Raw genomic sequence first — 23,250 nt, forward strand, 5'->3', positions numbered from 1 at the left:
CCGGTAACGTGTGTTCTTTTCATTGACACCCCTCTGACACGGCTACCTAACATGCATACATGTTGAGTAAGTACCGCTGGTGGCGTGACGCGGTGATCTACCAGGTCTACGTCCGCAGCTTCCTGGACAGCACCGGAGACGGAGTCGGCGACCTCGCCGGCGTCCGCACGGGGCTGCCGTACCTGAAGAAGCTGGGCGTGGACGGGATATGGCTGAGCCCCTGCTACCCCTCACCGCAGCACGACCACGGCTACGACGTCGCCGACTACCGCGACGTCGACCCCCTCTTCGGCGACCTCGCCGAGTTCGACCTGCTGATGGCGGCCGCCCGGCGGCTCGGCATCAAGGTGCTCCTGGACATCGTTCCGAACCACTGCTCCATCGAGCACCCGGCGTTCCGCGCCGCGCTCGCCGCCGCCCCCGGCAGCCCGGAGCGCGCCCGCTTCCACTTCGCCGACGGCCGCGGCCCGGACGGCGCCGAGCCCCCGAACAACTGGCACGCCATGTTCGGCGGCCCGGCCTGGACCCGGGTCGAGGACGGCCAGTGGTACCTGCACATGTTCACGCCCGAGCAGCCCGACTGGAACTGGCGCGACCCGGCCGTCGGCGCCGACTTCGAGCAGACCCTGCGCTTCTGGCTGGACCGGGGCGTCGACGGCTTCCGGATCGACGTGGCGGCCGGGCTCTTCAAACACCCCGACCTGCCCGACTCCGACGACCCGGAGGCCGACGCCCGCACCCGTGACTCGGTCAACCCGCTCGCCTGGAACCAGCCCGAGGTGCACGAGGTGTGGCGCCACTGGCGGGCCATCTGCGAGGAGTACACCGCCCGCGACGGCCGCGAGCGGCTGCTGGTCGGCGAGGTCTCCGTGCCCACCGCCCGTGAGCACGCCCTCTACGTCCGCGCGGACGAACTCCACCAGGCGTTCTTCTTCGACCTGCTGGGCGCCCCCTGGGACGCCGACGCCTTCCGCAAGGTCATCTCCGAGGCCATGGAGGACATCGCGGGCACCGGCTCCACCGTCACCTGGGTGCTCAACAACCACGACCAGGTCCGCACCGTCACCCGCTACGGCGGACCCACCCCCGAGGGCAGCGGCCTCGGCGCCGCCCGCGCCCGCGCCGCCGCGCTGCTGATGCTGGCGCTGCCAGGTGCCGCGTACATCTACCAGGGCGAGGAGCTGGGGCTGCCCGAGGTCGACCTGCCCGACGACGTGCTCACCGACCCCATCTACCGGCGCACCGGCAGCCGGGCCCGCATCCGCGACGGGTGCCGGGTGCCGCTGCCCTGGTCGGGACAGGCGTCCCCGTTCGGCTTCACCTCCGGCGTCGAGGGCGCCAAGCCCTGGCTGCCGCAGCCGGACTACTTCGCCGAGTACGCCACCGACCGCGCCCTCTCCGACACCCGCTCCTTCTGGCACCTGTACCGCGACGGCCTCCAACTGCGCTCCTCGCTGCCGCAGTTGGGCGAGGGAGAACTGCACTGGCTGGACAGCCCGCCGGACGTCCTCACCTTCTCCCGCGGCGACGGATTCGTCTGCGCCGTCAACTTCGGGACCACCCCCGCTCCCGCACCCGTCTCCGGCGCCCCGCTGCTGTCCAGCGGACCCTGCCCGGCCGGAGTGCTGCCCGGTTCCACGGCCGCCTGGTGGCTCGGCGACCTCTGAGTTTCCGTCAGTTTCCCACCCCTTGAAGGGACATCAACGATGATGCGACGACGCTCCACCCTGCTCCTCAGCTGCACCGCCCTCGTCCTGGCCCTCGGCGCGACCGCCTGTGGCAGCGACGACCCGGTCACCGCCGGCGGCGGCGACCAGAACCTGAGCGGCCAGACCATCACCGTCGCCGGTGTCTGGTCCGGCAGCGAGCAGAAGAACTTCCAGAAGGTCCTGGACGCCTTCTCCGAGAAGACCGGTGCCAAGACCCAGTTCGTCTCCACCGGCGACAACGTCTCCACCGTCGTCGGCAGCAAGATCGAGGGCGGCAACGCCTTCGACGTCGTGCTGGTCCCGCAGGTCGGCGTGCTCAAGCAGTTCGCGGAGCAGGGCTGGCTGGTGCCGCTGTCCAAGAAGACCGAGAGCGAGGTCGACGCCAACTTCGCCGAGGTCTGGAAGAACTACGGCACCGTGGACGGCAAGTTCTACGGCCTCTACTTCAAGGCCGCCCACAAGTCGACCGTCTGGTACAGCCCCGAGGCCCTGGAGCAGGCCGGCGTCGAGCCGCCGCGCGACTTCAAGGGCATGCTGGAGGCCGGCCGCACCGTCTCCGACTCCGGGCTCTCCGCCTTCGCCGTCGCCGGACAGGACGGCTGGACCCTCACCGACTGGTTCGAGAACATCTACCTCTCCCAGGCCGGACCCGAGAACTACGACAAGCTCGCCGCGCACGAGCTGAAGTGGACCGACGAGAGCGTCGTCAAGGCGCTCACCACGCTCGGCACGGTCTTCAAGGACGAGCAGCTCATAGCCGGCGGCCGCAAGGGCGCCCTGAACACCGACTTCCCGGGCTCGGTGGAGAAGGTCTTCGGCCCCAAGGCCGAGGCCGGCATGGTCTACGAAGGCGACTTCGTCGCGGGCGTCGCCAAGGACCAGTTCGGCCGCTCCATCGGCGACGACGCCAACTTCTTCCCCTTCCCGGGCGTCGACGGCGGTGAAGCACCCGTGGTCAGCGGTGGTGACGCGGCCGTCGTCCTGAAGGACGGCAAGAACCAGAAGGCCGCCCAGGCGCTGGTGGAGTTCCTGGCCACCCCGGAGGCCGCCGCGGTGTGGGCCGACGCGGGCGGCTTCCTCTCCCCGAACAAGAAGCTGGACCCGGCCGCCTACAGCGACGCTGTCACCCGGGCGACCGCCAAGTCCCTGGTCGCCGCCGGTGACTCGGTCCGCTTCGACATGTCCGACCAGGCACCCGCCGCGTTCGGCGGCACCAAGGGCGCGGGCGAGTGGAAGATCCTCCAGGACTTCCTGCGCGACCCCTCCGACCCGAAGGCGACCGCCGCGGAGCTGGAGAAGGCCGCGGCCAAGGCGTACAAGGGCTGACGCGCCATGACCGCGACCGTCGTCAAGGAGACGAACCCCCCGCCGCCACCGGCGACCTCGCAGCCGCCACGGGTACGGCGGATGCGGCGGCGGGGCTGGCTGATCGCCTCCCTCTTCGTCCTCCCCGCGCTGCTGCTGCTCGGCGCGCTCGTCGTCTACCCGGTGCTGTTCTCCATCGGCCGCAGCTTCTTCGACGCCTCCGGCGACAAGTTCGTGGGCGGCGAGAACTACACCGAGATGTTCCAGGACCCGGCCACCCTCAAGGCCGTCCGCAACACCGCGATCTGGGTGGTGGTGGCCCCCGCCCTGCTCACCGGCCTCGGTCTGATCCTCGCCGTGCTGGTGGAGAAGATCCGCTGGGCCACCGCGTTCAAGCTGCTGCTGTTCATGCCGATGGCGGTGTCCTTCCTGGCCGCCGGAATCATCTTCCGGCTCGCCTACGACGAGGACCCCGACAAGGGCGTCCTCAACGCCGCCGTCGTGGCCGTCCACGACGCGGTCAAGGGCACCTCCTCCTATCCGACGGCCCGTGCCCGTGAGGGGCAGGGCCTGACCAAGGAGTCGGACGGCTCGTACCGGGCCACCGGCTCACCCGGGGACACCCTGGCCCTCGGCCTGGTCGGCGTCGCCCCCAAGGACCTGCCCTCCGGCGCCGAACCGGCCGCCGGGGCGGCGGCCCGGCCCGCCGAGCCCGGCGCGCTGAGCGGTGTCGTCTACCTGGACTTCACCCCCGGCGGGGGCGGGGAACAGGGCAAGGTCGACCCGAAGGAGAGCGGACTGCCCGAGGTCAAGGTCGAGGCGGTGCGCGACGGTGAGAAGGTCGCGAGCACCACCACGGCCTCCGACGGCTCCTTCCGCTTCACCGGCCTGGAGCAGGGCGAGTACGAGGTCCGCCTGCCGGCCTCCAACTTCTCCCCGCCCTACGACGGGATCTCCTGGCTCGGGCCGGCGCTGGTCACCCCGGCGATCATCGGGGCGTACCTGTGGATCTGGACCGGGTTCGCGATGGTGCTGATCGGGGCAGGGCTGTCCACCCTGCCGCGGGACGCGCTGGAGGCGGCGCGGATGGACGGCGCCAACGAGTGGCAGATCTTCCGCAAGATCACCGTGCCGCTGCTGGCGCCCGTGCTCACCGTGGTCTTCGTGACCCTCGTGATCAACGTGATGAAGGTCTTCGACCTCGTCTACATCATCGCGCCGGGACCGGTGCAGGAGGACGCCACCGTGCTCGCCACCCAGATGTGGCTGGTGTCCTTCGGCGGCGGCAACAACCAGGGGCTCGGCAGTGCCCTCGGTGTGCTCCTGCTGCTGCTCGTGGTGCCGGCCATGGTCTTCAACCTCCGCCGCTTCCGAAGGAGTCAGCGATGAACGCGGTGCGCAAGGCCCTCGGCAGCAGCGCGGTCCAGGCCTTCCTCGTACTGATCGGGCTGATCTGGCTCACCCCGCTGGCCGGGCTGCTGCTGTCCTCGCTGCGGTCCGCCGAGGACACGGCGCGGGGTGGGTGGTGGACGGTGTTCACCAGTCCCGGGCAGCTGTCCTTCGACAACTACTCGGCGCTGCTGGACAACGCCGGGATCACGCGGGCGTTCTGGAACACCGTGCTGATCTCGGTCCCGGCGACCGCGCTGGTCGTGATTCTGGCGGCGCTGGCCGGATACGCCTTCGCCTGGCTGGACTTCCCCGGGCGGGACGCGATCTTCCTGGTCGTGGTGGCGTTGCTGGTGGTGCCGGTGCAGGTCGGTCTGCTGCCGGTGGCCAAACTCTTCGGTCAGCTGGGGCTGTTCGGGACGATCCCGGGTGTCGTGCTCTTCCACGTGGCCTACGGGCTGCCCTTCGCGGTGTTCCTGTTGCGGAACTACTTCGCGGAGATGCCGAAGGAGATGCTGGAGGCGGCGCGGATGGACGGGGGTGGGGAGTGGCGGATCTTCACGCGGCTCGTGCTTCCCGTGGGCCGTCCGGCGATCGCGAGCCTCGCCATCTTCCAGTTCCTGTGGGTCTGGAACGACATGCTGGTGGCGCTGCTGTTCGCCGACAGCTCCTCGCAGCCGTTGACGGTTGAACTCCAGTCGCAGATCCGGCAGTTCGGAAGCAACATCGATGTGCTGGCGCCGGGGGCGTTCCTGTCCCTGGTGGTGCCGGTGGTCGTGTTCTTCGCCTTCCAGAAGCACTTTGTGCAGGGGGTGATGGCGGGTTCGGTGAAGTGACGGGGTGGTTGCGCGGGGGCGTTTCCTCGCCCCCGCCGCCCCTACCCGTCCCATCCTCCAGGGGCTCCGCCCCTTCGACCCCGAGGGGTTGTTCTTTGGGTGCGGGTGGGTGGGGGCTGGTCGCGCAGTTCCCCGCGCCCCTTCGGGACCACCGGTTGTGCCTCGGGTGCGGGCCGGTGGGGGCTGGTCGCGCAGTTCCCCGCGCCCCTTTTTGCTGGGGCTCCGCCCCAGATCCCGCTCCTCAAGCGCCGGAGGGCTGAAATTTCCCGCGTACCTGACAGCGCTCGGGAGCCCTCAGCCCTCCGGCGTTTGGGGACGAGGCTCTTGCCGTCCCTAGCCCCCACCCACCCGTTGGTGGCTACGCCGCCCGGCGACTCTCAGCCCGTCCGGCGTTTGAGGACGAGGCCCGTTCAGGGCCGGTTGGGGGTTTGGGGGCGGGGCCCCCAAGGGTCGGGAATGGGGAGGGGCGGCGGGGGCGAGAAAGACCGGGCCCCCGCCGCCCCCCACCTCACGGTGACGCCGGTGGGTACAGCGACCGGGGGAGTTGGGACGCTGCCGCCGCGTCCAGGAGCCACAGGGTGCGCTGGCGGCCGTACGCGCCCGCCGCCGGGGCCTGGATCTCGCCGGCGCCCGACAACGCGATCGCCGCCGCCTGCGCCTTGTCCTCGCCCGCCGCCAGCAGCCAGACCTCGCGGGCCGATCGGATCGCCGGGAGGGTCAGGGAGACGCGCGTCGGCGGGGGCTTCGGGGCGCCGTGCACCCCCACCACCATCCGCTCCGTCTCACGGACCGCCGGCAGCTCCGGGAACAGGGACGCCACATGCGTGTCCGGCCCTACGCCCAGCATCAGCACGTCGAACACGGGAACCGTCCCGTGGTTCTCGGGACCCGCCGCCCGCGCCAGCTCCTCGGCGTAGGCGGCCGCCGCCGCGTCCGCGTCCGCCCCGTGCGGACCGTCCGACGCGGGCATGGCGTGCACCCGCTTGGGGTCCAGGGGCACGGAGTCCAGCAGGGCCTCGCGCGCCTGGGTGACATTGCGCTCCGGATCGCCCTCCGGCAGGAACCGCTCGTCACCCCACCACAGGTCCAGCCGCCCCCAGTCGATGGCGTCCCGCGCCGGCGCGGCGGCCAGCGCGGCCAGCAGACCGTTGCCGTTGCGCCCACCCGTGAGGACCACCGACGCGGTACCGCGCGACGCCTGGGCGTCCACGATCCGCGTGATGAGGCGAGCCGCGGCGGCCTGCGCCATCAGCTCCTTGTCGCGGTGCACGACCAGCTGCGGAGTGCTCACTGCGCGGCCGCCTTCTTCGCCGGGCCCTTCTTCGCGGCCAGCGCGGCAGGCGACGCCTCCACAGCGGGCTTCGGCTCGGGTGCCGACCCCGGCTCCGGCTCCGGCTCGTCCGCGGCCGTCTTCAGCCGCGACACCCCGTACCGCAGCGCCGACGCGTACGTGTCGTCCGGGTCCAGCCGCCGCAGCTCCTCCGCGATCAGCTCGGCCGTGTCCCGCCGCTTCAGCGCCACCGCACGGTCCGGCTGGCCCTGGATGGACAGCGTCGCCAGCGAGCCGTCCGCCCGGTCCAGCACGATCGGGCCGCAGTCGGTGGCCATCCGTACCGCCGTCAGACCGGGGCCCGACGACAGCGACCGCTTCACCGGCACGTCCAGCCGGTCCGCGAGCCACATCGCCAGCAGCTCGCAGCTCGGGTTGAACTCCTCGCCCTCGACCTCGACGGCCTTGACCTGGCACACGACCTGGTCGAGGGCCGCCGCCAGCATCGAACGCCACGGCGTGATGCGGGTCCACGACAGGTCCGTGTCACCGGGCGTGTAGGCACCGGCCCGTGCCTCCAGCTCGCGCACCGGCTGCTCGCAGGCGTAGGTGTCGGTGACCCGGCGCTGTGCCAGTGCGCCCAGCGGGTCGTTCGCCGGGTCCAGCGGCGCGTTCACCGGCCACCAGACCACGACCGGCGCGTCCGGCAGCAGCAGCGGCAGCACCACCGACTGGGCGTGGTCCACCACCTCGCCGTACAGGCGCAGCACGATCGTCTCGCCGGTGCCCGCGTCGGCACCCACCCGCACCTCGGCGTCCAGGCGCGAGGACGTACGGTCCCGGGGCGAGCGCGAGACGCGCTTGATGACCACCAGCGTGCGCGAGGGGTGCTCGCGCGAGGCGTCACCGGCGGCCTTGAGCGCGTCGTACGCGTTCTCCTCGTCCGTCACGATGACCAGCGTCAGCACCATGCCGACGGCAGGCGTGCCGATGGCGCGGCGGCCCTTCACGAGGGCCTTGTTTATCTTGCTGGCCGTGGTGTCCGTCAGATCGATCTTCATGGCCGGCGCCAGCTCCGTCCGTCTCGCTCCAGCATCTCGTCCGCCTCGACGGGACCCCAGGTGCCGGCCGGGTACTGGGCCGGCCTGCCGTGCCTGTCCCAGTACTCCTCGATCGGGTCGAGGATCTTCCAGGACAGCTCGACCTCCTCGGTGCGCGGGAAGAGGTTGGCGTCGCCGAGCAGGACGTCCAGGATGAGACGCTCGTACGCCTCGGGGCTGGACTCGGTGAAGGACTCGCCGTAGGCGAAGTCCATGGACACGTCCCGGATCTCCATCGAGGTGCCGGGCACCTTGGACCCGAACCGGACCGTGACGCCCTCGTCCGGCTGGACGCGGATCACGATCGCGTTCTTGCCCAGCTCCTCCGTCGCCGTGTGGTCGAAGGGGGAGTGCGGCGCCCGCTGCAGCACGACCGCGATCTCGGTGACCCGGCGGCCGAGGCGCTTTCCGGTGCGCAGATAGAAGGGGACGCCCGCCCATCGGCGGTTGTCCACCTCCAGCTTGATCGCGGCGTAGGTGTCGGTCTTCGACTGCGGGTCGATGCCCTCCTCCTGGAGGTAGCCGACCGCCTTCTCGCCGCCCTGCCAGCCCGCCGCGTACTGCCCGAACACGGTGTCCCGGCCCAGGTTCTTCGGCAGCCGGACGGCACCGAGCACCTTGGTCTTCTCCGCGGCGAGCGCGTCCGCGTCGAAGGACGCGGGCTCCTCCATGGCGGTGAGCGCCATCAGCTGGAGGAGGTGGTTCTGGATGACGTCACGGGCGGCGCCGATGCCGTCGTAGTACCCGGCCCGGCCGCCGATGCCGATGTCCTCGGCCATGGTGATCTGGACGTGGTCCACGAAGGACCGGTTCCAGATCGGCTCGAACATGGTGTTGGCGAACCGCAGCGCCAGGATGTTCTGGACGGTCTCCTTGCCCAGGTAGTGGTCGATGCGGAAGACCTGGTCCGGGGAGAAGACCTCGTGGACGACCTTGTTGAGCTCCTCGGCCGACTTCAGGTCGTGGCCGAAGGGCTTCTCGATGACCGCGCGGCGCCAGGACCCGCCCGTCTGGTCGGCGAGGCCGTGCTTCTTCAGCTGCTGGATGACCACCGGGAAGGAGCGCGGCGGCACGGACAGGTAGAAGGCGAAGTTGCCGCCGGTGCCCTGCTGCTTGTCCAGCTCCTGGATGGTGTCGCGCAGCCTCTCGAACGCCTCGTCGTCGTCGAAGGTGCCCTGCACGAACCGCATGCCCTGGATGAGCTGGTGCCAGACCTCCTCACGGAAGGGGGTGCGGGCGTGCTCCTTGACCGCGTCGTGGACCTCCTGCGCGAAGTCCTCGTGCTGCCATTCCCGCCGGGCGAAGCCGACCAGCGAGAAACCCGGCGGCAGCAGGCCCCGGTTCGCCAGGTCGTACACGGCGGGCATGAGCTTCTTTCGTGACAAATCGCCCGTGACGCCGAAGATCACCAGGCCCGACGGCCCCGCGATACGCGGGAGCCGTCGGTCGGCGGGGTCACGAAGCGGGTTCGCTCCGGAACCGGACATGGGGGACAAGACGTCAGCCCTCCGAGGGGGCGAGGCGCTCCAGCTCCGCCTCGGTCGACTTCAGCAGGTCGTTCCAGGACGCCTCGAACTTCTCGACGCCCTCGTCCTCCAGCAGCTGCACCACGTCGTCGTAGGAGATCCCGAGCTTCTCGACGGCGTCGAGTTCGGCGCGCGCCTGCTCGTAGGTGCCCGAGACCGCGTTGCCGCGGATCTCGCCGGACTCCTCGGTGGCCAGCAGGGTGGCCTCCGGCATGGTGTTGACGGTGTTGGGGGCGACCAGCTCGTCGACGTAGAGGGTCGGCTTGTAGGCCGGGTCCTTCACACCGGTGGAGGCCCACAGCGGACGCTGCTTGTTGGCGCCCGCCTTCTCCAGCGCGGCCCAGCGGTCCGTGCCGAAGACCTCCTCGTACGCCTGGTAGGCCAGGCGGGCGTTGGCGACACCGGCCTTGCCGCGGGCGGCCTTGGCCTCGTCGGTGCCCAGCGCGTCGATCCGCTTGTCGATCTCCGTGTCCACGCGGGAGACGAAGAAGGAGGCCACGGAGTGGATCAGGGACAGGTCCAGGCCCCTGGCCTTCGCCTTCTCCAGACCCGCCTGGTAGGCCTCCATGACCTCGCGGTAGCGCTCCAGGGAGAAGATGAGCGTGACGTTGACGCTGATGCCGTGACCGATCACCTCGGTGATGGCCGGCAGGCCCGCCTTGGTGGCCGGGATCTTGATCAGCGTGTTGGGGCGGTCGACGAGCCAGGCGAGCTGCTTGGCCTCGGCGACGGTGGCCCGGGTGTTGTGGGCGAGCCGCGGGTCGACCTCGATCGACACCCGGCCGTCCTGCCCGCCGGTCGCCTCGAAGACCGGGTGCAGGATGTCGGCGGCGTCCCGGACGTCCGCCGTGGTGATCATGCGGACCGCCTCGTCCACGGTGACCTTGCGGGCGGCGAGGTCGGCGAGCTGCTGCTCGTAACCGTCGCCCGACGAGATCGCCTTCTGGAAGATGGTCGGGTTGGTGGTGACGCCCACGACGTGCTGCTGGTCGATCAGCTCGGCGAGGTTGCCGGACGTGATCCGCTTGCGCGACAGGTCGTCCAGCCAGATCGCCACGCCTTCCTCGGAGAGGCGCTTGAGTGCGTCTGTCATGGAATTACATCTCCTACGTGTCGTATATGGGCGTCAGCGCTGGGCGGCGGTGAGGGATTCCCGCGCCTTCGCGGCCACGTTCTCCGCGGTGAAGCCGTACTCCTGGAAAAGGACCTTGCCGTCGGCGGAAGCGCCGAAGTGCTCCAGGGAGACGATCCGGCCGGCGTCTCCGACGTACTTGTGCCAGGTGAGCCCGATACCGGCCTCCACCGCGACGCGCGCCCTGACGGCGGGCGGCAGGACGCTGTCCCGGTACCCCTGCTCCTGCTCCTCGAACCACTCCACGGACGGCATCGACACCACGCGGGTCGGCACCCCGTCGGCCTCCAGCTGCTCCCGCGCCGCGACCGCGACGTGGACCTCGGAGCCGGTGGCGATCAGGATCACCTCGGGGGAGCCGTTCGACGCCTCGAACAGGACGTAACCGCCCTTGGCGGCGTCCTCGTTGGGCTCGTATGTCGGCACGCCCTGGCGGGTGAGGGCCAGACCGTGCGGCGTGCCCTTGCCGAACTCCTTCGTCCAGCGCTTGAGGATCTCGCGCCAGGCGATCGCGGTCTCGTTGGCGTCCGCTGGGCGGACCACGTTCAGACCCGGGATGGCGCGCAGCGAGGCGAGGTGCTCGATGGGCTGGTGGGTGGGGCCGTCCTCGCCCAGACCGATGGAGTCGTGGGTCCAGACATAGGTGACCGGCAGGTGCATCAGCGCCGAGAGGCGGACGGCGTTGCGCATGTAGTCGGAGAACACCAGGAAGGTGCCGCCGTACACGCGGGTGTTGCCGTGCAGCGTGATGCCGTTCATCTCCGCGGCCATGGAGTGCTCGCGGATGCCGAAGTGGATGGTCCGCCCGTACGGGTCGGCCTCCGGCAGCGGGTTGTCGGCCGGGAGGAAGGAGCTGGTCTTGTCGATCGTGGTGTTGTTCGACCCCGCGAGGTCGGCCGAGCCGCCCCACAGCTCCGGGATGACCGGGCCGAGCGCCTGGAGGACCTTGCCGGAGGCGGCGCGGGTGGCGACACCCTTGCCGGGCTCGAACACCGGGATCGCGTGCTCCCAGTCCTTGGGCAGCTCACCGGCGCTGATGCGGTCGAACTCGGCCGCGCGCTCGGGGTTGTTGCTGCGCCACTCCTGGAACGACTTCTCCCACTCCGCCTTGAACTGGCGGCCGCGCTCCAGGGCCTGGCGGGTGTGGTTGATGACCTCGTCGGAGACCTCGAAGCTCTGCTCCGGGTCGAAGCCCAGGACGCGCTTCGTGGCCGCGACCTCCTCGTCGCCCAGCGCCGAGCCGTGCGCGGCCTCGGTGTTCTGGGCGTTCGGGGCGGGCCAGGCGATGATCGAGCGCATCGCGATGAAGGAGGGCCGGTCCGTGACGGCCTTCGCCTTCTGGACGGCCTCGTAGATCGCCTTCGGGTCGAGGTCGCCGTTGGCCTGCGGCTCCACGCGCTGCACGTGCCAGCCGTAGGCCTCGTAGCGCTTGGTGACCTCTTCGGAGACGGCCGTCTCGGTGTCGCCCTCGATCGAGATGTGGTTGTCGTCCCACAGCAGGACCAGGTTGCCCAGCTTCTGGTGACCGGCCAGCGAGGACGCCTCGGCGGAGATGCCCTCCTGGAGGCAGCCGTCACCGGCGATGCAGAAGACGAAGTGGTCGAACGGAGACTCGCCGGCCGGGGCCTCCGGGTCGAACAGGCCGCGCTCGTAGCGGGCGGCCATCGCCATGCCCACCGCGTTGGCCACACCCTGGCCCAGCGGGCCGGTCGTGGTCTCCACACCCACCGTGTGGCCGTACTCCGGGTGACCCGGGGTCTTCGAGCCCCAGGTGCGGAACGACTTCAGATCGTCCAGCTCCAGGCCGAAACCGGCCAGGTACAGCTGGGTGTACAGCGTCAGGGACGAGTGGCCCGCGGACAGCACGAAACGGTCCCGGGCGACCCAGTCGGCATCGGCCGGGTCATGGCGCATCACCTTCTGGAAGAGGGTGTACGCGGCGGGCGCGAGGCTCATCGCCGTGCCGGGATGGCCGTTGCCGACCTTCTGTACGGCGTCGGCGGCCAGGACTCGGGCGGTGTCCACGGCCCGCTGGTCCAGCTCGGTCCACTCAAGGTCTGTGGTGGTCGGCTTGGTGCTCACCCTGGGTCAGGGCTCCTCTCCACATGTCACGCATGTCGAATGCCGGTGCACGGAGCGCCCCGGCCGTTGTCGAGCCTACCCCCGTATGTACGTGCGTTTTTTCGAGTCATTCCAGACTGCCGGGACTCGTCGGGATCCGCCTCCCGACTGGGTCGTACGGTCTTCGGCAACTGAATACGAAGCCGCTCGAACGAGTGCTCAATCGAGTCTCGATCAGCTCTTCCAGCGGTGCTCGCCAACACGAGGCCACCCCCGCGAATGTCCGGGTCTGGGCAACGTCTACAGTGGCGTGGTACGCGCGAGCCTTTACCGTCGCTTCACACGGGAGCGGCTCGCTGGGATGTCTCTGTCAGGGGTGTGCGTGACGGCCGTTGAATCCCGTCCAGCGGGGATTGTCGGGGCGAGCCAGAGCCCGAGTCGGCGGCCGATCGGCGCCCGGACGATGGCGTTTGTCGCGCTGACCAAGCCACGGATCATCGAGCTGCTGCTCATCACCACCGTTCCGGTGATGTTCCTGGCGCAGCAGGGCGTGCCCGATCTGAAGCTGGTCCTGCTGACCTGCCTCGGCGGTTATCTGTCCGCGGGCGGCGCCAACGCGCTCAACATGTACATCGACCGCGACATCGACGCGCTGATGGACCGCACCTCGCAGCGGCCGCTGGTCACCGGAATGGTGAGCCCGCGCGAGTGCCTCGCCTTCGGAATCACCCTCGCGGTGGTGTCCACACTCCTGTTCGGTCTCACCGTCAACTGGCTGTCGGCGTGGCTCGCCCTCGGAGCGCTCCTTTTCTACGTCGTCGTCTACACGATGATCCTCAAGCGGCGTACGTCGCAGAACATCGTGTGGGGCGGCATCGCGGGCTGCATGCCGGTGCTGATCGGCTGGTCCTCGGTGACCAACTCGATGTCGTGGGCGCCGGTCGTCCTCTTCATGGTGATGTTCTTCTGGACGCCGCCGCACTACTGGCCGCTGTCGATGAAGGTGAAGGACGACTACGCGCGCGTGGGCGTGCCGATGCTCCCGGTCGTCGCCTCCAACAAGGTCGTCGCCCGGCAGATCGTGCTCTACAGCTGGGTCATGGTCGGCGTCTCCCTGCTCCTGACCCCGCTCGGCTACACCGGCTGGTTCTACACGCTGGTCGCCGTGGTGGCGGGCGGCTGGTGGCTGTGGGAGGCCCACGCCCTGCAGACCCGGGCGAAGGCCGAGGTGACGGGCGCGAAGCTGAAGGAGATGCGGCTGTTCCACTGGTCCATCACCTACGTCTCCCTCCTGTTCGTGGCCGTGGCGGTGGACCCCTTCCTGCGCTAGCGCTTGCCGCTTGGGCCGGTTCGGTGGCGGGGTGGACCTGCCGCGTGGGGCCCGGGCGTGGGCGGTGGGCGTGCCGCTGTACGGCGGAGGAGCGGCTTCGGTCGGCAGGCCGCGGGGACCGCTGAGGCGCGGGTCACTCCGCCCCGGCATCGCCCTTTGATCTACCCGTCGGTAGCATCCTGGCCATGGCAGACACGCAAGAGGTTGACGCGAAGGCCGAGCGCCGGGCGGCCAAGCTGGCCAAGCAGATCAACGCCTTCTCCAAGGCACACGGCGGCGCCGAGGCCCAGGTGGCCTACATCGGGCAGCGCGGCGCCCGGATCGCCCTCGTCGGCGAGGACGGCAACTGGGGCAACCTGGTCGCCCCGACCCAGGAGATCGCCGAGCAGGCCGTGAAGAAGGCCGGCATCACCGTCCATGAGGACTTCGACGGCGAGTTCGCGGCGAAGGTGAAGACCGGCCGGTATGAGTGGTCCCGGATGGCCGGGATCCAGGTCGGCGGTCCGAAGAACGCCTGAGGCGTTCCGAAGTACGACCGAGGCGTTCCCAAGGTCCGCGGAACGCCCGCGGCACTCCGCCCGCACCCCCGACGCCGGTTCACCCGTTAAGCCCCATAAAGGCGAGCACGGGGAGCCCGGATGATCGAAACGCCGTCCCTCGTGGACCAGTACTGCCACGGAGTGCTGCGCACCGAGCTGGGCCTCGGCACCTTCGAGGCCCGGCTCGCCCGCACCGAGGGCCCGCCCGCGCCCGGCACCACGCTCTTCGACACCCAGACGGGCTTCGCGGTACGGCGCTGGTGCCCGCCGCTGCTCGGCCTGGAACCGCACTGCCCGCCCGCCCGCTATCTCGCCCGGCGCCGTGAACTCGGCGTCCTGGAGGCGGGGCGCCGGCTGCTGCGCGGCAGCGGCATCACCACCTATCTGGTCGACACCGGGCTGCCCGGCGACCTCACCGGCCCCGACGAACTGGCCTCCACCGGGGCCGCCCGGGCCCACGAGATCGTCCGTCTGGAACTCCTCGCCGAACAGGTCGCCGACACCTCCGGCACCGTCGAGTCCTTCCTCGCCAACCTTGCCGAGTCCGTCCACGGCGCCGCCGCGCACGCGGTCGCCTTCACCTCGGTGGCGGGCGTACGGCACGGCTTCGCCCTGGCACCGGAGCCGCCGGGGCCGGGGGAGGTACGAGGTGCGGCGGGGCGCTGGATGGCGGGCCGACGGGTGGGCGGCGCCCTCACCGACCCGGTCCTCCTGCGTCACCTGCTGTGGAGCGCGGTCGCCTCGGGCCTGCCCCTGCAACTGCACGCGGGGCTCGGCGAGCCGGGCCTGCGCATCGACCGTACGGACCCGGTCCTGCTCACCGACTTCGTCCGCGCCACGGCGGGCCTTGGCACCGACCTGATCCTGTTGCACAGCTACCCGTACCACCGCCACGCCGCCCACCTCGCGGGCGTCTTCCCGCACGTCTACGCCGACTCGGGCGCCGCCCTGGCGCGCACCGGCGCCCGCGCGGCGACGATCCTCGCGGAGATCCTGGAGCTGGCCCCCTTCGGCAAGATCCTCTTCTCCAGCGGCGGCCAGGAACTCCCCGAACTCCACGTCGTGGGCGCCCGCCTCTTCCGCGAGTCCCTCAGCCGGGTACTCGGCACCTGGGTGGCCGAGGGCGCGTGGTCCCTGACGGACGCACAGCGGGTGGCCGGGTTGATCGCGGCGGGGAACGCGCGGCGAGTGTACGGACTGGAGTGAGCTGGGGCGACTACCAGGAGGGCCGCAGCGACCTGGACCTGATCGCAGTGCTCTGACCCCGGACACGCTGGACGACGCGGCCCGCCGGCACCTGACCGAGCAGCGGGAGTTCTGGCGGCCCGCCGTGAACAGGCGCTCGCTGTGGACGCAGGACGTCTGGGTCGACCTGGGCCTGCTCACCTTCGCCCGCGCCGCCGTCACCGCCCGCGACGGCCGCCTGATCTCCAAGCGCGAGGCGCTGGAGCTGCTGCCCTCGCTCCGGGCTCCCGGCGAGGTCGTGGACGACATCCGCCGCCGTCGCTACGGCGATCCCGCGCCGGTCACCGAGGAGTGGACCCGGCGCCGGGCCGGACTGACCCGGAGCTACCTGGGCTCCGCCATCGACGGGCTCGTCGCGTCGGGCTGCTGAGCCGGGAGGCCCGGCGGCTCCGTCTCCGGACGCTCCCGCAGGGACAGCAGCACCCGCAGGGTGGCGATCCAGACCAGGCAGGAGCCGAACATGTGGGCGCCGACCAGGATCTCGGGCAGCTCGGTGAAGTACTGGATGTAGCCGAGGGCGCCCTGGGCCAGGAGGACCAGGAACAGCTCGCGGGTGCGCGCCAGGGGGCCCTGCGGGGCGTCGACCGCCTTCAGGACGAACCAGAGGGCGAAGGTCAGGGTCACCACGATCCAGGCCAGGACCGCGTGCAGCTTGCTGACGTTCTCCCAGTCCAGCGGCATCCGCTCGACCTCGCTGGAGTCGCCCGCGTGCGGTCCCGCGCCGGTGACGACCGTGCCGACGGCGATCAGCAGCACCGTGGCCGCGACCAGGATCCAGACCAGCTGCTGCACCGACTTGCCGACCAGCGGGCGGGGCGCGCCGTCGCCCTCCCGGGTGCGCTGCCACATCAGCGTGGCCACCGCGATCAGCACCGTGGAGAGCAGGAAGTGCGCGGCGACCGTGTACGGGTTCAGGCCCACCAGGACGACGATGCCGCCGAGGACCGCGTTGCTCATGACCACCCAGAACTGCGCCCAGCCCAGCCGGACCAGATCCCGCCGGTACGGCTTCTGCGAGCGCGCGGCGACGATCGCCCAGCCGACGGCGGCGCACAGCACGTACGTCAGCATGCGGTTGCCGAACTCGATGTAGCCGTGGATGCCCATCTCGGCGGTGTTGTGGAGCGAGTCCTCGGTGCACTTGGGCCAGGTCGGGCAGCCCAGCCCGGACCCGGTCAGCCGCACCGCGCCGCCGGTCACCACGATGACCACCGACATGACGAGCGCGGCGAGGGCCGCCCGCCGAACCGTCCTCGGGTCGGGGGTCCAGCGTGCGGCGATGAAGGCGAGCGGGTTGCGCACAGCCGTGACGGCGTCGGCGCGGGTCAGATTTGGCACGCGCCCTATCGTAGGCCCGCGCTTGTGCACGCTTTCACGAGGGTCCCGGAGGCGGGATGTGGACCCGCTCACTCCCAGCGGAAGAACCGGCCCGCCGCGGCCAGCCCCAGCACCGACCACACCGCGAGGATCCCCAGGTCGCCCCAGGGCATCCCGGCGCCGTCCTGGAGCACGTCCCGCAGGCCGTCGGAGAGCGCCGCGATGGGCAGCAGGCCCAGCACGTCCTGCGCCGCGTCCGGGAACTTGTCGAGCGGCACGATCACCCCGCCGCCCAGGAGCAGCAGCAGGAAGACCAGGTTGGCGGCGGCGAGGGTGGCCTCCGCCTTCAGGGTGCCCGCCATGAGCAGGCCGAGCCCGGAGAAGGCGGCCGTGCCGAGGACCAGGAGCAGGGCCACGGCGAGGGGGTTGCCCTGCGGGTCCCAGCCGAGCGCGAAGGCGATCACCGTCACCAGCAGCACCTGGAGCACCTCGGTCACCAGCACCGACAGGGTCTTCGCCGTCATCAGGCCCCAGCGCGGCAGCGGGGAGGAGCCGAGCCGCTTCAGCACGCCGTAGCGGCGCTCGAAGCCGGTGGCGATGGCCTGGCCGGTGAACGCCGTCGACATCACCGCGAGCGCCAGGATGCCGGGGGCGAGGAAGTCGACGGCCTCGCCCTCGCCGGTGTCCACGATGTCCACGGTGCTGAACAGCACCAGCAGCAGCGTCGGGATCACCACCGTGAGCAGCAGCTGCTCGCCGTTGCGCAGGAGCATCTTCGTCTCCAGCGCGGCCTGCGCCATGATCATGCGGGGCAGCGGGGCGGCCCCGGGCTTCGGGGCGTAGGTACCCACGGTCACGAGCGCAGCTCCTTGCCGGTCAGTTCCAGGAACACGTCTTCGAGGGTGTGCCGCTCCACCGAGATCTTCTCCGGCATCACCCCGTGCTGCGCGCACCAGGAGGTGACCGTGGCGAGCAGTTGCGGGTCGACCTTGCCGGACACCCGGTACGAGCCCGGCGTCAGCTCGGCGGCCAGGCAGTCGGCGGGCAGCGCCTTCAGCAGCGAGCCCACGTCGAGGCCGGGGCGGCCGATGAAGCGCAGGGTGTTCTCGGCGCCGCCGCGGCACAGCTCCTCGGGGGAACCCTGGGCGATGACCCGGCCGGCGTCGATGATCGCCACGTCGTCGGCGAGCTGCTCGGCCTCGTCCATGTAGTGGGTGGTCAGGATGACCGAAACCCCGTCGGTGCGCAGATCGCGGACCAGGTCCCAGGTGGCGCGCCGGGCCTGCGGGTCCAGGCCCGCGGTCGGCTCGTCCAGGAACACCAGTTTCGGGCGGCCCACGACGGCCATGGCGAGTGCGAGCCGCTGCTGCTGGCCGCCGGACAGCCGGCGGTAGGTGGTCCGGCCGCAGCTGCCGAGGCCGAGGCGCTCGATCAGGGCGTCCACGTCGAGGGGGTGGGCGTGCAGCTTGGCCACGTGGCGGAGCATCTCGTCGGCGCGGGCGCCGGAGTACACCCCGCCGGACTGGAGCATCACACCGATCCGGGGCCGCAGCTCGCGGGACTGCCGTACCGGGTCCAGGCCCAGCACCCGCACCGTCCCGGAGTCCGGCCTGCGGTATCCCTCGCAGGTCTCCACGGTCGTGGTCTTGCCCGCGCCGTTGGGTCCGAGCACGGCGGTCACGCCCGCCCGGGCCACCAGGTCGAGGCCGTCCACGGCGGTCTTCGTGCCGTACCGCTTCACCAGGGCCTGGACCTGGACCACGGGCTCAGTTCGCATGGGTCCAGAGTCTAGGGAGACGTCGGCCCGCCCGGACCGGGGGGTTCAGATCTCCTCCGCACGGGGACGGTGGATTTCCAGCCACCGCTGCGCGTAGGCCACCGCGTCCGCCACCGGGAACAGCCGCGCGTCGGCCGCCCCGACCCTGCCCCGTACGACGGGACGGTCCCGTTCGAAGTCGTGGCCCAGCTCGTCGAAGCGGTCCGAGGTGATGGACACCTCGGTGACGGTCTCCCAGCCCGCAGGTCCGGGGCGGCCGACCTTCACCAGCGGGGACGGTATGCGGTACTCGGCCAGGTGGAAGCCGGTGCAGGCGTCGTACCCGGCGCCGAGCAGCAGCACGCGCGCGTGCAGCGCCTCCAGCCGGGCCAGCGGGCTGCGCTCGCCGAGCCGGCAGTCGGTGGCGTGCCCCTCCAGCACCTCGGCCGCGCGCGGACCGACGGCGGCGAACGACGTCTGCGGGTGCGCGCTGCGCAGGGCGCCGGGCCAGGTGCGTACGGTCTCCGGGATCACGCCGACCCCGCGCGTGGGCGTGATCAGGGGGTCGTAGGCGGGCATCGTGGCCCGGATCGGCTCCCACCACTCCTGGGGCACCGGCGGATTGCTCCACACCGCCGGGTCGGACAGGTCGCCGGACTGGGTGGGGACGACGAGTGTGCCCTCGGGGCCGAGCGCGTCCAGGAGACCCTGAACGACCGCCACCGCCCCTCCGCAGACCCATCCGAGGGAGCTGAGCGAGGAGTGCACCAGGAGGATTTCGCCGGGTTTGACGCCCAGCTCGCCCAGGGCCTCGGAGACGGTCGTCCGAGTGACAAGTGGGCCGGTGGGAGGGGGTGTCGACATGGCCGGGAGTCTCCTCGAAGGGGCCCGGCGACGCCACCGAATTGCGGTCGCGTTTGATCGATCAAAGATCGTTTGCGCAGGTCAGATTAGGTAAACCTAAGTGACGCAGGGCACCGCTCAGGGGTTCGGACGCCGCTTGCCCGAGTCTGAGGAATTACGCAACAATGGCGTTGTGAAAAACGTCGGCGAGGCCCATGAGGAGCTCGCGACCGGTGAGCGGTCCACCCGCAACCGGGTCGCGCGGTCCATCCTGGATCACGGCCCGTCGACCGTCGCCGAGCTGGCCGGACGGCTGGGTCTCACCCAGGCGGCCGTACGACGGCATCTGGACGCGCTCGTCGCCGACGACGTGGTGGAGGCCCGCGAGCAGCGGGTGTACGGCACCCGGACCCGGGGCCGCCCCGCCAAGGTCTTCGCGCTCACGGACTGCGGCCGCGACGCCTTCGACCAGTCCTACGACAAGCTCGCCGCGGACGCTCTGCGCTACATCCAGGAGCGGTTCGGCGGGGACGAGGCCGTGGTGGCCTTCGCCCGCGCCCGGATCGCCGAGCAGGCCGCCGCCTACCGCGAGGCCGTCGAGGCCGCGGACCCCGAGCAGCGCACCGAAGCCCTCGCCAGGGCGCTGAGCGCGGACGGGTACGCTGCTACGGCGCGCAGCGCACCGGTCGGCGAGCAGCTCTGTCAGCACCACTGCCCGGTGGCTCATGTCGCGGAAAAGTTCCCGCAGCTCTGCGAGGCGGAGACCGAGTTCTTCTCCCAACTGCTCGGAACGCACGTCCAGCGGCTGGCGACCATCGCGCACGGCGACGGCGTCTGCACGACGTTCATCCCCAAGATTTCCCACAACGCATCTGCAAGCACGGCCGGGAGGAACCCCGCATGACTCTCCCCACGGAGACTGCCCACCCCGAACTTGAGGGTCTGGGCAAGTACGAGTACGGCTGGGCCGACTCCGACGAGGCCGGTGCGGCTGCGAAGCGCGGCCTCAACGAGGACGTCGTCAAGGACATCTCCTCGAAGAAGTCCGAGCCGGAGTGGATGACCAAGCTCCGCCTCAAGGGCCTGAAGCTCTTCGAGAAGAAGCCCATGCCGAACTGGGGCTCGGACCTGTCGGGCATCGACTTCGACAACATCAAGTACTTCGTGCGCTCCACGGAGAAGCAGGCGGAGTCCTGGGAGGACCTGCCCGAGGACATCAAGAACACCTACGACAAGCTGGGCATCCCGGAGGCCGAGAAGCAGCGCCTGGTCGCCGGTGTCGCCGCCCAGTACGAGTCCGAGGTCGTCTACCACCAGATCCGCGAGGACCTGGAGGAGCAGGGCGTCATCTTCCTCGACACCGACACCGCCCTGAAGGAGCACCCGGAGCTCTTCAAGGAGTACTTCGGCACCGTCATCCCGGCCGGTGACAACAAGTTCGCCGCGCTGAACACCGCCGTGTGGTCGGGTGGCTCCTTCATCTACGTGCCGAAGGGCGTGCACGTCGAGATCCCGCTGCAGGCCTACTTCCGGATCAACACCGAGAACATGGGCCAGTTCGAGCGGACCCTGATCATCGTCGACGAGGGTGCCTACGTGCACTACGTCGAGGGCTGCACCGCCCCGATCTACAAGTCGGACTCGCTGCACTCCGCGGTCGTCGAGATCATCGTCAAGAAGAACGCCCGCTGCCGCTACACGACCATCCAGAACTGGTCGAACAACGTCTACAACCTGGTCACCAAGCGCGCCGTCGCCTACGAGGGCGCCACCATGGAGTGGATCGACGGCAACATCGGCTCCAAGGTGACGATGAAGTACCCGGCCGTCTACCTGATGGGCGAGCACGCCAAGGGCGAGACCCTGTCCATCGCCTTCGCCGGCGAGGGCCAGCACCAGGACGCGGGCGCCAAGATGGTCCACATGGCGCCGAACACGTCGTCCAACATCGTCTCCAAGTCGGTGGCGCGCGGCGGCGGCCGTACCTCCTACCGCGGTCTGATCGAGATCGGCGAGGGCGCGCCCGGCGCCAAGTCCAACGTGCTGTGCGACGCGCTGCTCGTCGACACCATCTCCCGCTCCGACACGTACCCGTACGTCGACGTCCGCGAGGACGACGTGTCCATGGGCCACGAGGCGACCGTCTCCAAGGTCTCCGAGGACCAGCTCTTCTACCTGATGAGCCGCGGTCTGTCCGAGGACGAGGCGATGGCGATGATCGTGCGCGGCTTCGTCGAGCCGATCGCCAAGGAGCTGCCCATGGAGTACGCCCTTGAGCTCAACCGGCTGATCGAGCTCCAGATGGAAGGCGCGGTCGGCTAAGCACCCGCCGCCGGAACTCCATCAAGCCCCTTACCGCAAGAAAGCGAGCAGACCGACAGCCATGGCTGAGGCTCAGAACACCCCGGTGGGCTCCACCACCGCCGGCGCCATCGCGGTGGCCGCCGAGTCCACCGTCGCGACCCGTATGAGCGCGCCCCCCTCCTTCGACGTCGCGGACTTCCCGGTCCCGCACGGCCGCGAGGAGGAATGGCGGTTCACCCCGCTGGAGCGCCTGCGCGGGCTGCACGACGGCACCGCCGTCGCCACCGGTGACGGTGTACAGGTCACTGTGGAGGCCCCCGAGGGCGTCACCGTCGAGACCGTCGGCCGCGACGACGCCCGGCTCGGCAAGGCCGGCACCCCGGTGGACCGGATCGCCGCCCAGGCGTACTCCGCCTTCGAGAAGGCCTCGGTCGTGACCGTGCCCAAGGAGGCCGTGCTCACCGAGCCGATCCGCATCGCCGTGCGCGGCGAGGGCGGTACCGCCTACGGCCACCAGGTCATCGAGCTCGGCGCGTTCGCCGAGGCCGTCGTGGTCATCGACCACACCGGTGACGCGGTGCTCGCCGCCAACGTCGACTACCTCCTCGGCGACGGCGCCAAGCTCACCGTGGTCTCCGTCCAGGACTGGGACGACAAGGCCGTCCACGTCGCCCAGCACAACGCCCTGGTCGGCCGCGACGCCAGCCTCAAGTCCGTGGTCGTCACCTTCGGCGGCGACGTCGTCCGCCTGCACCCGCGCGTCACCTACGCGGGCCCCGGCGGCGAGGCCGAGCTGTTCGGCCTGTACTTCACCGACGCCGGCCAGCACCAGGAGCACCGCCTCCTGGTCGACCACAACGTCCCGCACTGCAAGTCCAACGTCGTCTACAAGGGCGCCCTGCAGGGCGACGAGGCGCACGCCGTGTGGATCGGTGACGTGCTCATCGAGGCCAAGGCCGAGGGCACCGACACCTACGAGATGAACCGCAACCTGGTCCTCACCGACGGCGCCCGCGTCGACTCGGTGCCGAACCTGGAGATCGAGACCGGCGAGATCGTCGGCGCCGGACACGCCTCCGCGACCGGCCGCTTCGACGACGAGCAGCTCTTCTACCTGATGGCCCGCGGCATCCCGGAGCACGAGGCCCGCCGCCTGGTGGTCCGCGGCTTCTTCGCCGAACTGGTCCAGCAGATCGGTGTCGAGGACATCGAGGAGCGCCTCCTCGCGAAGATCGAAGAGGAGCTGGAGGCGTCGGTCGCATGACCACCTTCGTACGCGTCTGTGGGCTGAGCGAGCTGGAGGAGGACACCCCGAAGCGGGTGGAACTCGACGGCACGCCGGTCTCGGTCGTCCGTACCGAGGGGGAGGTGTTCGCCATCTACGACATCTGCTCCCACGCGAACGTCTCGCTCTCCGAGGGCGAGGTGGAGGACTGCCAGATCGAGTGCTGGCTGCACGGCTCCGCGTTCGACCTCCGCACCGGCAAGCCGTCCGGCCTTCCCGCGACGCGCCCCGTCCCCGTATACCCCGTAAAGATCGAAGGGGACGACGTGCTCGTCTCCCTCACCCAGGAGTCCTGAGGCACCC

The 23,250-nt window shown here is 70.5% G+C and carries 22 protein-coding genes; 13 read left to right on the forward strand and 9 right to left on the reverse strand.

Translation table 11 applies throughout. The features are described from left to right. Positions 1 to 59: 59 nt before the first annotated feature. The 4 genes from GA0115233_RS12740 to GA0115233_RS12755 are packed head-to-tail and all read left to right on the forward strand — an operon-like array spanning position 60 to position 5,239. A complete protein-coding gene (locus tag GA0115233_RS12740; protein ID WP_176711752.1) occupies positions 60 to 1,667 on the forward strand; it encodes a glycoside hydrolase family 13 protein in 1,608 nt (535 codons plus the stop codon). Positions 1,668 to 1,706: 39 nt separating this feature from the next. Continuing rightward, positions 1,707 to 3,035, forward strand: coding sequence for an ABC transporter substrate-binding protein (locus GA0115233_RS12745; RefSeq protein WP_093720307.1), 1,329 nt, complete (start codon positions 1,707 to 1,709; stop codon positions 3,033 to 3,035). Between the two features lie 6 nt (positions 3,036 to 3,041). After that, the gene (locus tag GA0115233_RS12750) at positions 3,042 to 4,403 is read left to right on the forward strand and encodes an ABC transporter permease (RefSeq protein ID WP_093720308.1); all 1,362 of its coding nucleotides are present in this window, start codon (positions 3,042 to 3,044) and stop codon (positions 4,401 to 4,403) included. Next, positions 4,400 to 5,239 (forward strand): carbohydrate ABC transporter permease, encoded by an 840-nt coding sequence (locus GA0115233_RS12755; RefSeq protein ID WP_093720309.1) that lies wholly within the window; start codon positions 4,400 to 4,402, stop codon positions 5,237 to 5,239. The genes GA0115233_RS12750 and GA0115233_RS12755 overlap by 4 nt, the downstream gene beginning before the upstream one ends. 508 nt (positions 5,240 to 5,747) lie before the next feature. On the opposite strand, the gene pgl is transcribed toward GA0115233_RS12755, so the two are convergent. Genes pgl through tkt form a run of 5 tightly spaced genes read right to left on the reverse strand, consistent with a single transcriptional unit; the run spans position 5,748 to position 12,349 of the window. Continuing rightward, a complete protein-coding gene (gene pgl, locus GA0115233_RS12760; RefSeq protein WP_093720310.1) occupies positions 5,748 to 6,530 on the reverse strand; it encodes a 6-phosphogluconolactonase in 783 nt (260 codons plus the stop codon). Beyond that, a complete protein-coding gene (gene opcA / locus GA0115233_RS12765) occupies positions 6,527 to 7,570 on the reverse strand; it encodes a glucose-6-phosphate dehydrogenase assembly protein OpcA (RefSeq protein ID WP_093720311.1) in 1,044 nt (347 codons plus the stop codon). Before opcA ends, pgl begins: the two co-directional genes overlap by 4 nt. Then, positions 7,567 to 9,096 carry a glucose-6-phosphate dehydrogenase gene (zwf, locus tag GA0115233_RS12770; protein WP_093720312.1) on the reverse strand — a complete coding sequence of 510 codons (1,530 nt, stop codon included), beginning with the start codon at positions 9,094 to 9,096 and terminating at the stop codon, positions 7,567 to 7,569. Before zwf ends, opcA begins: the two co-directional genes overlap by 4 nt. Before the next feature lie 13 nt (positions 9,097 to 9,109). Continuing rightward, positions 9,110 to 10,228, reverse strand: a complete 1,119-nt coding sequence (gene tal / locus GA0115233_RS12775) for a transaldolase (protein WP_093720313.1) — start codon at positions 10,226 to 10,228, stop codon at positions 9,110 to 9,112. Between the two features lie 33 nt (positions 10,229 to 10,261). Next, positions 10,262 to 12,349 carry a transketolase gene (gene tkt / locus GA0115233_RS12780; protein ID WP_093720314.1) on the reverse strand — a complete coding sequence of 696 codons (2,088 nt, stop codon included), beginning with the start codon at positions 12,347 to 12,349 and terminating at the stop codon, positions 10,262 to 10,264. A gap of 355 nt (positions 12,350 to 12,704) precedes the next feature. Here tkt and GA0115233_RS12785 point away from each other — a divergent pair, with 355 nt between their 5' ends. From GA0115233_RS12785 to GA0115233_RS12800, 4 genes are all read left to right on the forward strand, one after another. Then, a complete protein-coding gene (locus GA0115233_RS12785; RefSeq protein WP_176711757.1) occupies positions 12,705 to 13,658 on the forward strand; it encodes a heme o synthase in 954 nt (317 codons plus the stop codon). A gap of 185 nt (positions 13,659 to 13,843) precedes the next feature. Continuing rightward, on the forward strand, positions 13,844 to 14,176 hold the full coding sequence (locus tag GA0115233_RS12790; RefSeq protein WP_093720316.1) for a hypothetical protein: 333 nt from the start codon (positions 13,844 to 13,846) through the stop codon (positions 14,174 to 14,176). Positions 14,177 to 14,296: 120 nt separating this feature from the next. Next, complete coding sequence (locus tag GA0115233_RS12795) at positions 14,297 to 15,403, forward strand: amidohydrolase family protein (RefSeq protein WP_093720317.1); 1,107 nt, start codon at positions 14,297 to 14,299, stop codon at positions 15,401 to 15,403. A gap of 124 nt (positions 15,404 to 15,527) precedes the next feature. After that, positions 15,528 to 15,812: a hypothetical protein gene (locus GA0115233_RS12800; protein WP_369691366.1), complete on the forward strand. Its 285-nt coding sequence runs from the start codon at positions 15,528 to 15,530 to the stop codon at positions 15,810 to 15,812. Here the strand turns inward: GA0115233_RS12800 and GA0115233_RS12805 are convergent. The 3 genes from GA0115233_RS12805 to GA0115233_RS12815 all read right to left on the reverse strand — a co-directional run bounded on the left by GA0115233_RS12805 (position 15,767) and on the right by GA0115233_RS12815 (position 18,536). Next, positions 15,767 to 16,771, reverse strand: coding sequence for a COX15/CtaA family protein (locus GA0115233_RS12805; RefSeq protein WP_176711758.1), 1,005 nt, complete (start codon positions 16,769 to 16,771; stop codon positions 15,767 to 15,769). The genes GA0115233_RS12800 and GA0115233_RS12805 overlap by 46 nt on opposite strands. Before the next feature lie 77 nt (positions 16,772 to 16,848). Beyond that, entirely contained in the window at positions 16,849 to 17,565 is a 717-nt protein-coding gene (locus GA0115233_RS12810; RefSeq protein WP_093720353.1) for an ABC transporter permease, read from the reverse strand. A 47-nt stretch (positions 17,566 to 17,612) separates the two neighbouring features. Beyond that, complete coding sequence (locus GA0115233_RS12815; protein WP_093720319.1) at positions 17,613 to 18,536, reverse strand: ABC transporter ATP-binding protein; 924 nt, start codon at positions 18,534 to 18,536, stop codon at positions 17,613 to 17,615. Between GA0115233_RS12815 and GA0115233_RS42330 the strand changes: the two genes are divergently transcribed. Then, entirely contained in the window at positions 18,484 to 18,633 is a 150-nt protein-coding gene (locus tag GA0115233_RS42330) for a DUF995 domain-containing protein (protein WP_369691367.1), read from the forward strand. The genes GA0115233_RS12815 and GA0115233_RS42330 overlap by 53 nt on opposite strands. On the opposite strand, the gene GA0115233_RS12820 is transcribed toward GA0115233_RS42330, so the two are convergent. Further along, the gene (locus GA0115233_RS12820) at positions 18,582 to 19,379 is read right to left on the reverse strand and encodes an aminoglycoside N(3)-acetyltransferase (protein WP_093720320.1); all 798 of its coding nucleotides are present in this window, start codon (positions 19,377 to 19,379) and stop codon (positions 18,582 to 18,584) included. The two genes, GA0115233_RS42330 and GA0115233_RS12820, sit on opposite strands and share 52 nt — an antisense overlap. 172 nt (positions 19,380 to 19,551) lie before the next feature. Here GA0115233_RS12820 and GA0115233_RS12825 point away from each other — a divergent pair, with 172 nt between their 5' ends. From GA0115233_RS12825 to GA0115233_RS12840, 4 genes are all read left to right on the forward strand, one after another. Beyond that, complete coding sequence (locus GA0115233_RS12825; protein ID WP_093720321.1) at positions 19,552 to 20,262, forward strand: helix-turn-helix transcriptional regulator; 711 nt, start codon at positions 19,552 to 19,554, stop codon at positions 20,260 to 20,262. Continuing rightward, positions 20,259 to 21,680 (forward strand): Fe-S cluster assembly protein SufB, encoded by a 1,422-nt coding sequence (gene sufB / locus GA0115233_RS12830; protein ID WP_093720322.1) that lies wholly within the window; start codon positions 20,259 to 20,261, stop codon positions 21,678 to 21,680. The genes GA0115233_RS12825 and sufB overlap by 4 nt, the downstream gene beginning before the upstream one ends. 61 nt (positions 21,681 to 21,741) lie before the next feature. After that, positions 21,742 to 22,926, forward strand: coding sequence for a Fe-S cluster assembly protein SufD (sufD, locus tag GA0115233_RS12835; protein WP_093720323.1), 1,185 nt, complete (start codon positions 21,742 to 21,744; stop codon positions 22,924 to 22,926). After that, positions 22,923 to 23,243, forward strand: coding sequence for a non-heme iron oxygenase ferredoxin subunit (locus GA0115233_RS12840; RefSeq protein ID WP_093720324.1), 321 nt, complete (start codon positions 22,923 to 22,925; stop codon positions 23,241 to 23,243). The genes sufD and GA0115233_RS12840 overlap by 4 nt, the downstream gene beginning before the upstream one ends. Positions 23,244 to 23,250: the final 7 nt, after the last annotated feature.

Source organism: Streptomyces sp. DI166, from assembly GCF_900091315.1.
In the GTDB taxonomy this organism is placed as follows: Bacteria; Actinomycetota; Actinomycetes; order Streptomycetales; family Streptomycetaceae; genus Streptomyces; species Streptomyces fuscus.